Source organism: Chryseobacterium paridis (genome assembly GCF_016595215.1).
Classification (GTDB): Bacteria; Bacteroidota; Bacteroidia; order Flavobacteriales; family Weeksellaceae; genus Chryseobacterium; species Chryseobacterium paridis.
Genome location: NZ_JAENHK010000010.1, coordinates 400,312 through 415,327, shown reverse-complemented (window position 1 = coordinate 415,327; position 15,016 = coordinate 400,312). Strand labels below are relative to the sequence as shown.

At 34.2% G+C, this 15,016-nt stretch carries 14 protein-coding genes; 7 read left to right on the top strand and 7 right to left on the bottom strand.

The genetic code is table 11. From position 1 onward, the window contains the following. Positions 1-73: 73 nt before the first annotated feature. Together JHL15_RS11325 and gpmI are read right to left on the bottom strand one after the other, a co-directional pair. Complete coding sequence (locus JHL15_RS11325) at positions 74-1,051, bottom strand: acyl-ACP desaturase (protein WP_200245818.1); 978 nt, start codon at positions 1,049-1,051, stop codon at positions 74-76. A 155-nt stretch (positions 1,052-1,206) separates the two neighbouring features. Beyond that, the gene (gene gpmI / locus JHL15_RS11320) at positions 1,207-2,757 is read right to left on the bottom strand and encodes a 2,3-bisphosphoglycerate-independent phosphoglycerate mutase (protein WP_200245817.1); all 1,551 of its coding nucleotides are present in this window, start codon (positions 2,755-2,757) and stop codon (positions 1,207-1,209) included. A 908-nt stretch (positions 2,758-3,665) separates the two neighbouring features. Between gpmI and JHL15_RS11315 the strand changes: the two genes are divergently transcribed. After that, positions 3,666-3,989 (top strand): translation initiation factor, encoded by a 324-nt coding sequence (locus tag JHL15_RS11315; RefSeq protein ID WP_200245816.1) that lies wholly within the window; start codon positions 3,666-3,668, stop codon positions 3,987-3,989. Here JHL15_RS11315 and JHL15_RS11310 read toward each other — a convergent pair whose 3' ends face one another. From JHL15_RS11310 to JHL15_RS11300, 3 genes are all read right to left on the bottom strand, one after another. Beyond that, on the bottom strand, positions 3,990-4,889 hold the full coding sequence (locus JHL15_RS11310) for a leucine-rich repeat domain-containing protein (protein WP_200245815.1): 900 nt from the start codon (positions 4,887-4,889) through the stop codon (positions 3,990-3,992). Between the two features lie 56 nt (positions 4,890-4,945). Next, on the bottom strand, positions 4,946-7,093 hold the full coding sequence (locus tag JHL15_RS11305; protein WP_200245814.1) for an alkaline phosphatase PhoX: 2,148 nt from the start codon (positions 7,091-7,093) through the stop codon (positions 4,946-4,948). 560 nt (positions 7,094-7,653) lie between these two features. Then, entirely contained in the window at positions 7,654-9,480 is a 1,827-nt protein-coding gene (locus JHL15_RS11300) for a cytochrome-c peroxidase (protein ID WP_200245812.1), read from the bottom strand. A 227-nt stretch (positions 9,481-9,707) separates the two neighbouring features. Between JHL15_RS11300 and JHL15_RS11295 the strand changes: the two genes are divergently transcribed. After that, positions 9,708-10,175: a hypothetical protein gene (locus JHL15_RS11295; protein ID WP_200245810.1), complete on the top strand. Its 468-nt coding sequence runs from the start codon at positions 9,708-9,710 to the stop codon at positions 10,173-10,175. A gap of 10 nt (positions 10,176-10,185) precedes the next feature. Further along, on the top strand, positions 10,186-11,040 hold the full coding sequence (locus JHL15_RS11290; protein ID WP_200245809.1) for a nucleoside phosphorylase: 855 nt from the start codon (positions 10,186-10,188) through the stop codon (positions 11,038-11,040). 43 nt (positions 11,041-11,083) lie between these two features. On the opposite strand, the gene JHL15_RS11285 is transcribed toward JHL15_RS11290, so the two are convergent. Both JHL15_RS11285 and JHL15_RS11280 read right to left on the bottom strand, forming a co-directional pair. Beyond that, positions 11,084-11,932: a hypothetical protein gene (locus tag JHL15_RS11285; protein ID WP_200245808.1), complete on the bottom strand. Its 849-nt coding sequence runs from the start codon at positions 11,930-11,932 to the stop codon at positions 11,084-11,086. Between the two features lie 42 nt (positions 11,933-11,974). Beyond that, on the bottom strand, positions 11,975-12,535 hold the full coding sequence (locus tag JHL15_RS11280) for a DNA-3-methyladenine glycosylase I (protein WP_200245807.1): 561 nt from the start codon (positions 12,533-12,535) through the stop codon (positions 11,975-11,977). 142 nt (positions 12,536-12,677) lie between these two features. Between JHL15_RS11280 and JHL15_RS11275 the strand changes: the two genes are divergently transcribed. From JHL15_RS11275 to JHL15_RS11260, 4 genes are all read left to right on the top strand, one after another. Then, positions 12,678-13,043, top strand: coding sequence for a YtxH domain-containing protein (locus tag JHL15_RS11275; RefSeq protein ID WP_200245806.1), 366 nt, complete (start codon positions 12,678-12,680; stop codon positions 13,041-13,043). Between the two features lie 121 nt (positions 13,044-13,164). Beyond that, the gene (locus JHL15_RS11270) at positions 13,165-13,974 is read left to right on the top strand and encodes an enoyl-ACP reductase FabI (RefSeq protein ID WP_200245805.1); all 810 of its coding nucleotides are present in this window, start codon (positions 13,165-13,167) and stop codon (positions 13,972-13,974) included. Positions 13,975-14,188: 214 nt separating this feature from the next. Next, complete coding sequence (locus JHL15_RS11265) at positions 14,189-14,503, top strand: hypothetical protein (RefSeq protein ID WP_200245804.1); 315 nt, start codon at positions 14,189-14,191, stop codon at positions 14,501-14,503. Between the two features lie 14 nt (positions 14,504-14,517). Further along, positions 14,518-14,922, top strand: a complete 405-nt coding sequence (locus JHL15_RS11260; RefSeq protein WP_200245803.1) for a hypothetical protein — start codon at positions 14,518-14,520, stop codon at positions 14,920-14,922. Positions 14,923-15,016 lie beyond the last annotated feature (94 nt).

Here is a 15,016-nt window from a genome sequence, read left to right as displayed (position 1 = left end):
TGCAAAGATAAGAAATAAAAAGAGTGCCAAAAAACACTTGGCACCCTTACTTTATAATTTATATATTCTTTGTCTATTTTTTTACCCAACTGAACTGAAATTGCAAGTCTGGTGTAGAAACTCTATCCGTAATTTTTTGTAGTCTTGCAGGAAGTTTCATCAGGTATTCCTGAGCTTTTTCAGCTTTTTCAGTAAGACCTTTAAAATGTTCAATTTTCCACTCGTCCAATAGCTCTTTCATAATATTGATATAATCCTGACCGGTATATACCATACATCTTTGTGCTGCATCCGAGAAGTGTCCCCAAAGCTCTCCCGCTTTTTGTCCTGACTGTCTCATTAAGTGAGCAGGCATTACAATTTTCTTACGCATCATATCTTCAAATGCTATAATCATTTCTGAAGGGTCTAATTCAAGAATTTTAGCCACAAAATGTTTGTATGCTTTAGCGTGTCTTGCTTCATCAGCTGCAATTACTCCACACATTTTAGCTAATTTACCATTTCCGGATTGTTTTGCTAAAGTTCCTACTCTTCTGTGAGAAATATTAGTTGCCGTCTCCTGGAAACTGGTATAAACGAAGTTTCTGTATGGATCCATGCTTGTTCCTAAATCAAAACCGTCACTAATTAAATATTGAGTAGTAACTTCTACTTCTCTCATATTCACTCTTCCACACAGATAAAGGTATTTACTCAACAAATCCCCGTGTCTGTTTTCTTCTCCGGTCCATGATCTCACCCAGTTGGCCCAGCCTACTTTTTCTTCCTGATTAATCCCTTCTACACCCATCAACCATGATTCATAGGATGGCAATGCTTCTTCGGTAATACAGTCCCCTATAAGGGTAACAAAAAGATCGTAAGGCATTTCACGGGCAAAAGTCTGAATTTCTTCTAAATCATACTTGAAATTTTCACTCGATGGATCTGGTAGGTAATCTGAGGGCTGCCAGATTTTTTCAATTGGCGTCAAAAATTTTTCAAGAAAAGAACTTACTTCCTTTTCCAAGATACCCATTACTTCCTTCCTTACCAGCGTTTGATACATTTCCGTTATTTAGATTAATTACAATTTAATATACAAAGATAGGATTTATTTATTATTTAGAGCATAATAACATATGTCTCTCATAATATGTATGACATATATCATAAAAAATGCCATTAGCACTATAACGGCATTTTTATTTTATTATTTGTTCTTTACTCTACTAAAACATCTCCCGTCATTATTTCAGGGATATCTATTCCCATTATTTTGAGAATGGTTGGGGCAACATCACCTAATTTTCCTGACTTTCCAGGTTTCAGCTTCCATGTGCGTTCTTTATCCATTATAATAAAAGGAACCAGGTTGGTGGAATGCTGTGTATTAGGCGTTCCATCAGGATTGATCATCACATCAGAGTTTCCGTGATCCGCAAGGATAAATACTGCATAGCCATGTTCATAAGCTGTAGTAGCCACCTTTTCTATACATTTATCCACTGTTTCAGCGGCTTTTACTGCTGCTTCAAATACTCCGGTGTGCCCTACCATATCGGTATTGGCAAAGTTCAGACAGATAAAATCTGCGGTCTCATTTTCCAGTTCAGGAATGATAGCATTGGTAATATCGTATGCCGACATTTCCGGTTTCAGATCATAGGTAGGTACATCTTTCGGACTTGGACAAAGTAACCTTTTTTCTCCAACGAATTCTTTTTCTCTACCTCCGGAGAAGAAAAATGTTACGTGCGGATATTTTTCTGTTTCTGCAATTCTGATTTGTGTTTTACCATTTTTTTCAATGATCTCTCCCATTGTTTCATGTAAAACTTCTTCATCAAAAACTACATGTACATTATTAAAGGTCTTATCATAATTGGTAAGGGTAACGTAGTATAGATTCAATTTATGCATTGAAAAATCAGGAAAATCCTGCTGAGAAAGAACTTCCGTGATTTCTCGTCCTCTATCTGTACGGAAGTTGAAGCAAATCACTACATCATTATCAATGATTTTAGCTACTGGTACCACATTACCGGTTTCAGTAGTATTCATAAGGATAATCGGTTTTAAGAACTCATCTGTAACATTATCATCATAAGATTGTTGAATAGCTGCCAAAGCATCTGTCGTTTGAAGCCCTACACCTTCCGTAAGTGCATCATAAGCCAGCTTTACACGCTCCCATCTTTTATCTCTGTCCATTGCGTAATATCTACCGACAACAGTAGCTAACTTACCTGTAGTAGCATGCATATGTTCTTCCAGTTCTTTGATAAATCCCAATCCTGAATGTGGATCGCAATCTCTACCGTCTGTAAAAGCATGAACGAAAACATTTTCATTCAATCCAAAATTCTTTGCAGCGGTTAATAGTCCCTTTAAATGATTGATATGTGAATGTACCCCACCATTGGAAACCAATCCAATGAAATGTACTTTTTTGCTTTCTCTCTTAGCATATTCAAAAGCTTCCTGAATTACCTTTTCTTCACCCAACGTACCGTTTTCCACAGCCATATTCAGTTTCACAAGATTCTGATAAACGACCCTTCCAGCTCCAAGATTCATGTGCCCTACCTCAGAATTTCCCATCTGTCCAGCGGGAAGTCCTACCGCAGTACCACTTGCTTCAAGTGTGGTGTGTGGAAATTTATGAAAACAACTATCTATAAATGGTGTATTGGCTTCGTCTAACGCTGAAACTTCAGGATTCTTTCCCAGTCCCCATCCGTCAAGTATTGCTAGTATTGCTTTTTTCGACATTTTCTGTAACTTTTTATCATACAAATTTACCTATTTTCCGATGAATCTAATAATCTGAAAGACTTAAATTTCAGTTAAGGTTTTATTATTTACTTTCTATATCCGGGATCTTAAAAGATTTCTTTGCACTCATAGATCCGGTAGATTAAACATATCTCTAATCTCATTATTAAAAAATCTGTGCAATCCGTGTCATCTGTGGGAAAACAAATAAACCTATTCTGTAATGAATCACACGAATTGAATATCTCTCTTAATCACAATACTAAAAAATCTAAGTTATCTGCAAAATCCGCGAGAGAAAAATAAATCATAAATAAACTGTACAGAAATAAAAATAAGCTCGCAGATCAAGCAGATAACGCAGATCTTTACTCTCACTGCTAAAAAATCTGTGCAATCCGTGTCATCTGTGGGAAAACAAATAAATCTATCCTATAAGAAATCACACGAATTGAACATCTCTCTTAATCACAATACTAAAAAATCTAAGTTATCTGCAAAATCCGCGAGAGAAAAATAAATCATAAATAAACTGTACAGAAATAAAACAAGCTCACAGATCAAGCAGATAACGCAAATCTTTACTCTCACTGCTAAAAAATCTGTGCAATCCGTGTCATCTGTGGGAAAACAAATAAACCTACCCTGTAAGGAATCACACGAATTGAACACCTTTCTAAATCACAATACTAAAAAATCTGCGTTATCTGCAAAATCAGCGAGAGAAAAAATAAATCATAAATAAATTGTACAGAAATAAAAATAAGCTCGCCGATCCAGCAGATAACGCAGATCTTTATTCTCGCTGTTAAAAAAATGCATTATTTACTTAGTCCGTGAGAACCTGTGAAACTTATTTAAGAGATCCCATATGATGTATTAATTATTATTTTTAATTTTGCTGTATGGATTTACGAGATCAATTAAAGAACCTTTTTCCTGAACATGAAGAACAGGATTTTGAAATGCCTGAAGAACAATTCAAGCAGAAAGAGCCTTTGGTATGCAAATTTGAGAAAAAAGGGAGAAATGGAAAGCCTGTCACTGTGATTGAAGGCTGGGAAGGTAGTGAAGAAGATTTAAAAAAAATCTCAAAGAAGATTAAGACAACTTTAGGAATCGGTGGATCTGAAAAGGATGGAACAATTATCATCCAAGGTGACAACCGTGATAAGATTATGGAGATTCTTAAAGGTATGGGTTATAAAACTAAAAGAGTCGGTGGATAATTAGAAATAAATCTGTGTTTCCGGCAATAGATTCTTCAATTTTTCTACTGTTGTTTTATCCATAGGATTCCCTGTTAATATTAATGTTTTAAGATTTTTCAATTTTGAGATCTCTGTAGGAAGCTCTTTTAAATCATTGTTAGCCAGATTCATACTAACAACATTCTTCAACCCCTTTATTTTAGTTGAAATTTCTTTAATGTTGTTTTGACTTACATTCAGGAATTCCAGGTTTTTAGATTGAAATAAAGTTTCCGGTAATTTTGAAATCGCATTTTGTTGCAATTCCAGATACTTCAGATTCTTTGGAAATTCCAGATTTCCGAGGTCATTGATCTGATTGGCAGCTAGATTCAGATATTTCAAGTTTTTAATTTGATGCAGATTCTCAGAAATAAAACTGATCTGGTTATCCTGTAAATTAATCTCTTCCAGGGTTGGAATTTGAGTTAAAGAATGCGGGAATACATTCAGGTTATTAGCATCAAGATGAATTACTTTTAACTGCTGTAATTTAGCAATATTAGGATTGATAGACGTTAAACTATTCAGATTCATTGAAAGCGTTTTCAACTTTGTCAATTCTCCTACCTCATCGGGAATGAATTTAATGCTGTTTTCATTCACATTTAAAATTTCAAGTTCTTTTAGTAGAAAAAGCTCCTGATCCATCTTTTCCAAATTATTCCCCATAATATTTAAGAAAAACAAAGAATTCAATTTTTTGATCTCAGAAGGAAGATTAAATAATCCTTTACCTCTAAAACTCATACTATACACAGGTGTATTGCTTTTCAAAGCCTCCTCTACATTAGTATAGGTTGGATATTTTACAGGGTCGATCTGTGCTTTAGCATAGCTAAGAGAAAACAAAATAATAAGTATGGAAAGCTTTTTCATAGATAGAGAAAAGCTGCCGATAATAGAATTACCGACAGCTATTAAATATTAGTGTGTTATTTTTTAAGAACTTTTACTGTTTTCTGGAAACCTTCAGCTTCAATATTTACAATTAAAACACGAGATGTTTCAAGTTGTGAAGTAAAATCTAAATCCAATGAAGTATTAGAACCTGTAAATTTCTTAGTATAAACAATTTTACCATCCATACTGTAAGCCGTTACAGAAATGTTCTTTAATCCTTTAGGAGAATTAAGTTTTACAATACCTGAAGTCGGGTTTGGTGCTACGGTTACCGTATTTTCTGCTGGTGCATCGATAGTTCCCAAAGTTCCGTTTTGTCCTAAATTGTCTTTAAGAGCCACTACAATAGTAGCAGATTTTCCACGATAATCAATTGTATTTCCTGTAGCATCAATATCTGTGGAAATTGTTGCATCCGGATGCTGGATAGAGAAGAATCCAAATTTATGGTCAGGGGTAAATGTAAGTCCTGTTGGTTCAGATCCAGCTGGCATAGAAGCAAATAATCTCACCTTCGGATTAGCCTGTGTATGGTCTGGTGCTATTACCCAGATATAATTTTTACCACCGTCCTGTAATACCCAAAGGTTTCCTAGCTCATCAAAAGTAAGGTTATCATTCCCATCACCCCAAGCCTCAGATTTAATCCCTTGTGCAGTATTGAAAGAATATACTGTGGACAAACCACCTACAAATGTTTCTACTTGCGAAGCAGTAGTTCCATTATCCTGTAAACGGTATACTTTATTTAAACCTTTAGCTGTAAAATAGATTTTTCCATCTAATGGGCTGATGTCAACATCTTCTACTCCATTAAATTTAGTTCCTCCTAATGAAAATGCAAGGTTATTCGTATTATTCTGATCAGCTTTTGTTTTATTAGGGACCTGGATCCAGGTTGCTGTAGTTCCTACAGGGTCACCGCCAGAGCTTAATCCCTGATCTAATTTCAGTACATAAAGATTACCTGAAGAAAGATCATTTGGTGTATCCATTACATATTTGTATACTAAATGGGTTCCACCGTCTTCACCATAATAAGCAGTAGTTCCTGCATTATTGATCACTACATTTTCGTGATTCATAATACCCATCTGCCATAGTTTACCTTTAGAACCATCTGTATTATGAGAGATCACTTGAGCTGTTGCAGGATCAATTTCTACCAACCATCCATAATCTTTATATCCATCAGCATTCGTATCACTGGAAGTTACAGATTCTTCAGCTGTAACTACGGTTCCCCAAGGAGTAATCCCTCCTGAACAGTTTCTGATAGTTTGTACCAGACTTGGTGTTGAGAAATCTACAGCTCTTGATTTTGTCAACTGCCAAAGCTTTGTTGAAGCGTTATAGTTGATCTCAGCCATAGTAACCCCACCAGGATTCGTTTCATGGTTTACAGAAAGGTAACCATTCGTAGAGCTTGCACTTTTAGGAACATAAGCAGTAAAGTCATTCTGACCTCCTACTAATCCTCCTCCTTGTGTATAAGCATCACCTTCTTTTAGAATAAGCTGGTATTTATGTTCTGTTGGGATAATTAATTTATTCGTTTGTGAAGTAGGTACAATAGATGTAAAGCAACTGATGTGAGCTGCATTACATGTAACCGGATTCGTTGTTGTCGTAGTCGTTTTAAGGTAAGCATCGATTCTTAGATCTGAACTTTGCCCTGTTCTGTTATGTAACTCAATAGATATTCTATTGCTTCCATTAACAAATTTTGATTTTGGAATTGAGAAAAGATTATAAACACTTTCTGCAGCACCATCAATAGTGGTAACAGATGGTGTATTAAATGCAATAGTACCAGTAGGCATATTATCTCTCACAACTTCTACTCCATTCAGATATACTACGATACCATCATCTCTCATAACCCCTAATTCCATTGTATCAGAAAGATCAGCCAGATTTACAGTAAAATCTTTTGCAAAATAAGCTGCTGTAAGTCCAGTGTTAATAGTTGTTGTTACCGGATCACCATATCCAAGAGGCCCGTTTCCAGTAGACCATGAAGTGATATCAAAGTTGGTGTCTTTCCATTGATCAACCTGCGCCTGGTTGTTGTCTTTGTACCTCCACGAGGCATTCTTATTGAAAACAAAAGTCTGTGCCTGAAGGACAGAACTTGATACTAATGCAAGAGCTGCAACTGTTAGTAGTTTTTTCTTCATAATAGTTTCGATTTATTAGATGTTGCAAAACTATTTTTTAATTGCGAGCCCTCTATTAATAGAGTTTTAAATAAACAATGATCAATGTTACAAAATTAAAAACCCAATGTTAAGTGAATTAAGTTTTTGTTAAATGTGGGATTCGGGGTTCGAGGTGCGGGGTACGAGATAGGGGATTGCGGGAGAGAGTTGTGATTTTGGGTTGAGAATGGAAGTTGAGAATGGAAAGTTGAAAGTTGAAAATGATAAGTGATAAATGATAAGTGATAAATGATAAGTGATAAGTGATAAGTGATAAGTGAAAATAGTCATATTATGAGTTTCGTAATTTATTAAGCAATAGTTTGCACTCCTAATCATATTGTTTCTAAACCCCAGCTCGCAACTATAAACTATAAACCATAAACTCATAACCCGAACCTCAATAACTCTCATATCCCTAAACTCGCCTAGAATCCTTCACGTGGCAAGAACCTAGAAACTCAAAAAACTCGCATCCCGAACCTCGAACCTCAAATCTCGCAACTTTCCACTTTCAATTTTCAATTTTCCCCTCTCTCCTATTTCCTGCTCACATCCGTAAGCGTATTCAAAAATGCAATGATCTGCTTCATTTCAACTGGAGTGAGGTTGAGTTTATCTGCTGGTAAAGTCTGGTTTTTCATTTTTAATCCTAATCCTTCTCCTCCTCCCTCATTGTAAAAATCAAGGACTTCTTCCAGGGTATTGAAGGCTCCATTGTGAAAGTAAGGTTTAGTAAGAGCAATATTTCTTACGGTCATGGTTTTAAAAGAATTTTCATAAATCCAGGAGTTTTCTTTTTTTACAGGACTTTTTACTCTTCCCATATCTGAATCTAATTCTAAAGGTAATTTGTTAATAGGTTCTTTGGTCACTCCTAACACTTCAGATTCATTTTCATTATAGAAAGGAGGAACTAATCCTGAAAAATGAGGAGCAAAATGACAGGTTGCACAATTCGCTTTTCCCATAAATAAATTAAACCCTTTTTTAGCATCTTCAGAAATTTCCTTTTCACCTCTCATAAAGCGATCAAAATCACTTTCAAAAGAGTAAAGAGAAGCAACATAGGAACTTAATGCTTTAGAGAAATTTTCTTTATTGATCTTGCCATCTATAAATGCTGCACGGAAAGCTTTTTTATACTCGGGTTTTGTTTTCAACTTTTTAATAATACTTTCATAACTTGTATTGAATTCATCTTCATTATAAATCACATGTTCCGCCTGCTGTTCAATATAGAATGCTCGCATATCATAGAAAAATCTTTTTGCAAATACTGCATTATATAAAGAAGGAGAATTCCTTAGTACTGTCTTTCCTTCCACATTACTTGGTGATTTTATTTTTAAATCCGTAAAGGCATTTTCAGGTAAATGGCACGTTGCACAACTCATCTTTGTGTTACCACTTACACTTTGATCATAGAAAATCTCTTTGCCAAGTTTCCTAAGCTCCGAATTATCTTCAGAAGATTGTAATAAGGTATAAAAGTAAGGATCCAGAAAATCACTGCTAAAGAAATTTTTGTTACTGACATTCCATCCGGAGAATTCTTTAAGATCATCTGCTCTTCCGTCCCAATTTCCAAATTCCTCGTATAAGGGCTGTATATATTTTTTATAAAATTCTATGCGATCAAAGGTTTCAAAATCTTTATGTTTTGAAAGATATTCATTAGCAGAAGACAGTATTGTATTTGCTTTTAGAATATTGTAATTCTTGAAATAAGGGTCATCATTGATGTATTTTTTAATTCCTAATAAAGCATAACCCGTTTCTTCTGATATATTCAATGAACCAGGTGTATCAAATCCTGTAACTCCTAAACTGTAAATGCGTATTAATTCGATTCGAAGAGGTAATGTTTTATTAGCTCCTTTACTTAATCCATTTTTAACAGAGCTTAAATAAAAGTTGGAGTAGCTATTGTATAAAAAATCTGTGATGGATTTTATTTTTTCCTTTTCCTCACCAGCTTCTTCTGAAAAGATTAATTCATCCAATACCTGTAATCCTTCAGGAGGTAAAGTATATGCAGAAGTTCCTGCTGCTTCTATATGGAACAATGGTGCTGCATTCAAATGGGTTTTCGTAAACTCAGGATAATGATAAGCAATATAGAACTCTATTTCTTTAAATGAATTTCTTGTACTGCTTAGTGACTTTCGCAGATCTTCAAGAGATATTTTATCCTCATCAAACAGATAGACATCTGCTTTCAATTGTTCGAGTTTGTTTTTGAAATCGGTTAATCCTTTATTAATGACTGTGTTTTCATTTTCTACACCTTTATCAGTAGGATTAAATGACATGATTGCAAAACCGAATATGAGGGAGATGATAAATAATAGAGAATATCTCATGAATTTTTTAGCGGCAAAGCTAATCATCCCACGTTATCCCAGTTTTAAATCTGGATTAAATAATGTTTATATTTTAATTCATGAAATTTTATTAATTTTAAACCCCGAAACCAAATTCATTACTCAAAAAGCTGAATACATCAACCAGCTTCTTTTAAAATAATGATGGGAGATGACGGGAAGAGGATTTTAAAATTATTCGACACACATTAAAACGAAATATTATTATGAAAACAAAACTATTATTGGTATTCATTGCCAGCCTTTTTTCATTGGGTGCTTTTGCACAAAAATTAGGTCAGGAGATGGCGGTATATGCAGAAAAAAAAGGTAATGACTATTATTTAGTTCGTTTGGTACAAGACCAACCTATACCTAAGGTTTACGTTTATTCAGATGGACAGCTTAAACCCTACAAAACATATACAGATTTAAAAGATGTTGTTATGGATTTTCCAGGAATGATGACTTCCAATAATTCTACTAAAGAAGAGTTGGTTTCTATTCTGAAAAAGGACAATCACTTTTATGAAATCACCTCACAAAGAAAAGATCCCAAAAACATCGAAAAAACAACGGTAACGGTTTACGAAGTTTTCAATGGCCAGAAAAGAATTGTGGAAGAGTATGGTTCTCTTTATGACCTTGTAACTTCCCCTTATAAAGATGCCATTTTCATTGATATAAAAAAATAAACATATTATTATGCTAAATAAACTTGCAGCTTCAGAGCTTGTACTAAATGATGACGGAAGTGTTTATCACTTAAATCTTTTACCTGAAGATATTGCGGATAAAATTATTCTTGTAGGTGATCCGGACAGGGTACCTAAAGTATCTCAGTATTTCGATAAAGTAGATATTAAAAAGAACAAAAGAGAATTCTATACCCACACAGGAACATTGCGTGGTGAGAGAATTTCTGTAATGTCTACCGGAATCGGTACAGAGAATATTGATATTGTAATGAATGAGCTGGATGCTCTAGTGAATATCGATCTTAAAAATAAGGAAATCAAAACAGAGCATAAAAGCCTTGAGCTTTTCCGTATGGGAACTTGTGGCAGTGTTAATCCTGATGTTCAGGTAGACAACATGCTTGTTACCCAAAATGTGGTAGGTTTAGATGGTTTAATGCATTTTTATCAGGATTACCAGTTTGAAAATGAATTTTCTAAAAGCTTCTTGGAAAAATTCCCTTATGATAAAATTAAGCCTATGCTTTATTTTGCAGATTGGGCTGAAGATATGGCATACTATTATAAAGATGCCAGATATCATGGAAATACAGCTACATTCCCGGGATTCTATGCTCCTCAGGGAAGACAGCTTCGTTTAAAATCTTTAGATGACAAATTCCTGGAAACATTGAATGATCTTGGTATCACCAATTTTGAAATGGAAACTTCTGCTATTTACGCTTTCTCAAAATTATTAGGCCACAAAGCAATTACCGTAAACAATGTGATAGCCAACAGAAGACGTGGAGAGTTTTCTTCTGATCATCATGCGTCAGAAAAGAACCTTATTGAGTGGGTATTGGAAAGGATCATTAAATAATAGAACATAAAAAAAGGATTTCAGATTTGAAATCCTTTTTATTTTATGGACAGCTTTTTTCGTATTCTTTAACAATTCCAATATAAAGATTGGCTTCATAAAAAAACATTTTTCTTGTTGTAAAATCTAATGTTTCAACCATATTCAACTGATTTTCTCTAGCTTGTTTCTTTACTTCTTTTCTGTATTCTATAATATTTTTCCTCATCTCTTTTTGGAAACTTTTATCTTCCATCTTCTTTCGGAAAAATTCCAGATATTTTGAAAATTCAGGACATTCTTTTCCTGCTACTTTAAAAGCATTAACAAAATTATCAAAGCTTCTATTAATATCAAAAAGATTAATGTCCAATGGCATAATCACGAAATTCTCCTGATTATTCTTAAGATAAAAAATTGAGTGCATATACTCACAGTCCAAAGGCGAGTTTGGCTTCCTTGAAAGATTCACACATTCTGTTACTGGATCACCATAGATCCCAATTTTGCCATCATATACCTGTGGTAGAAAAATTTCTTTTTTTGTGTCCTTCAACACTCCATTTTTATCAAATTCTTTTATTCTAAGTTTCTCATATCTTAGAACTTCATCATTATCTTTATCTAGGAATTTTAGTCCAGCAATCTCTTTCCCATCCATTTTCTCTGCTGGTGAGGTTTCTGAGGTTTTATATTCAAGTTTAGTTCTGGGATAATAGCCTTGTCCACCCAGTATTTCTTTAAAAGTACTTATTTTTAATACCTTCATTTTATACAATAGAACATTCATTATTTGTCCATCTTTTTTCGTAATTTCTGCGTGCACATACTGATCTTTTTTATTTTTGGTAGTATCCTGTGCTCCAAGAAAGCCTATAAATAGTAAACTAAAACAGATTAAATATTTTTTCATAATTATTAAATTTCAATCTTAAATAACATTTTTCCAATGATTTTATGACAACCTTGTAAAACAGCTTTCAATATGATCATTCACCATTCCTGTTGCCTGCATATGGGCATACACTACGGTAGAACCCATAAATTTAAAGCCTCTTTTTTTCAGGTCCTTTGAAAGCATATCAGAAATCTCGGTGGTAGGCGGAACATCCTTCAGGGTTTTAGGTTTGTTATCAATGGGTTTTCCATCTACAAATCCCCAAATGTATTTCGAAAAAGATCCAAATTCTTTTTGAACCTCCATAAAGCGTTGTGCATTGGTAATCGTTGCTAAAACTTTAAGCCTGTTTCTAATTATTCCAGCATCCTGCATGAGCTCTTCTACTTTCTCATCAGAATATTTTGCAATTTTTTTATAATTAAAATTGTCAAATGCTTTTTTAAAATTTTCTCTTTTGCTTAAAATGGTATACCAACTTAAACCCGCCTGAAAACTTTCCAGGATCAGGAATTCAAAAATAGTTTCATCATCATATACAGGACTCCCCCATTCATCATCATGATATTTCTTATACAAATCGTCTTTCTCACACCAGCCACAACGTACTTTTTCCATAGGTTTTAGTTCTCATTTATTTTCCTAAAGATAAAACAGATTGTGAAAATTATAACAAAAGATTATGAAAAGTTTAACAACGTATCTAATTGCTTAGGAATGGTTATTGTTTTACTACAGATATCACTAAATAATAAATGTTATGAACAATTCGGATTACAACAAAGCAGAAGACGCAGTAAATAATGCAGAGAATACTTTAAAAAATGCAGCGACTGATGCAAAATGGAAAATCAATGATTTAGCAGATAAAGCTAGGGATTATATTAATGAGAAAAGGGATAACGACCAGGAAGCAAGCCAAGAAGATTGGCTGGACAGGGTAAAAGCTAATATTTCTGACGCATGGGAAGACATTAAGGATAAGGCTGGTGATGCTTGGGAAAAAACAAAAGAGATGGCAGAAGATGCAAAAGATAAAGCAACAGATGCTGCCAATGATGTAAAGGATAAAGCTAATGATGCAGCAGAAGATGTCAAAGCAGAATGGAATAAGAAAACGAATTAGAATTTCAGTCATATAAATATTTTCAAAAAAACGGAGTCTTTTTATTAAGGCTCTGTTTTTTTATTATGCTCTAAACACAAATTATCGTTACATTTGTATTATTAATAAACATTAAAAAATTATGTCATACGGTTTACTTAAAGGCAAAAAGGGAATTATTTTTGGGGCCCTTAATGAACAATCGATCGCATGGAAAGTTGCAGAAAGATGCCATGAAGAAGGAGCTGAATTTATCTTATCAAACGCTCCTATTGCTTTGAGAATGGGTGAGCTTAATGCTTTAGCCGAAAAAACAGGTTCAGAGGTTATTGGTGCGGATGCTACTTCTATTGAAGATCTTGAAAAACTTTTTGATGCTGCGGTAGCAAAATTCGGGAAAATAGATTTTATCCTTCATTCGATAGGAATGTCCGTAAATGTAAGAAAAGGAAAACATTATACAGAAATGAACTACGATTGGTTAGAAAAAGGTTGGGATATCTCTTCTGTTTCTTTCCATAAAGTAATGCGTGTGGCTTGGGAAAAAGACTGTATGAATGAGTGGGGAAGTATTTTGGCACTTACTTATATTGCTGCTCAAAGAACATTCCCTGATTATAATGATATGTCTGATAACAAGGCTTATTTAGAAAGTATTGCCAGAACTTTCGGAAACTATTGGGGTGAAAGAAAAGTACGTGTAAATACAGTTTCTCAGTCTCCTACTGTAACTACTGCTGGTAGTGGAGTAAAAGGTTTCGGAGGTTTCCTTGGATATGCAGAAGATATGTCTCCTCTAGGAAATGCTACAGCGCTTGAATGTGCAGATTACTGTGTTACGCTTTTCTCTGATCTTACCAAGAAAGTAACGATGCAGAATCTTTTCCATGACGGTGGATTCAGCAGCTCAGGAGTTACTCAGAAAGTAATCAGTAAATATGATGTTGAATAACTAAATTATTCAACTTTAATAATAAAAAAACAGGCTATCTTTTCTTGATGGCCTTTTTTTATTTAGTATATTTTGATCAAGCCTTTCCATCTTTATCCAATCAAAGGATAAGATAGAAACAAACTCTTAAACAATATGCCACACATAATACTTCCAACTTGTATTTTTTCCCTACCATTAGAATTAATCTACTTTTGCACAAATTTAACAAATAATGAAAAAGCTAAAAGTATTTATTTTTGTGATTATAGCTCAGTTTTCGTATTCTTTAAATGCGCAAATAGGGATTAATACTACATCACCAACCGCAACACTTGATGTGAACGGAGATCTTAGAATAAGGAAAGTTGACAGCATATCATCAGCTCCAAAATATATTTTAACTCCTGATGATAATGGTGTTGTTCAAAAAGTGAATGTTGATAAATTGTCTGATAGCAATCCTGAAGTAATTAAAAAAAAATCTATGCAGTACTATCTAAAAATAGCTCCCAGTTTCTTACAACAAGAGGAACTGATTACAATTTAACTTATGATGGTGTAGTGAGTGGAATTAATACGAATCATTTATCATTTAATAGTCAAAAGGATAGAATTAATTTGCCACCCAATAAAACCTTTAAAATAACTGGTTATATAGGAATTAAAGGAAGTACTACAGGTAACAGCAATACTACTCCAGGTTACATTACTTCTCTTTTTTCAGCTGGAGGTGATGCAGATGCTATCGTAACTACTCAGGGCTACACGGAGTCTTCCACTGAAAGCTTTGATGACGGAGGAGTAACTCCACCCATTATCATTGTAACTACAGGTGATGCTGGTACTGGTTATGTGGAGTTGAAGGTTCGTTATGGGGGAAGCAATGCCGGAGATGCTGGATACTATGTTTCTGGAGCAGCTACAAGAACTTCTGTCGGGACTTATATTTTACTGGAAGAAGTATAATAAAAAGTTTCAAATATTACAATTCAGTAATAATCAACTTTTAATAATATAAGTAAATAGGCTGTCTCTTTGAGACAGCCTATTTTAATAAAAA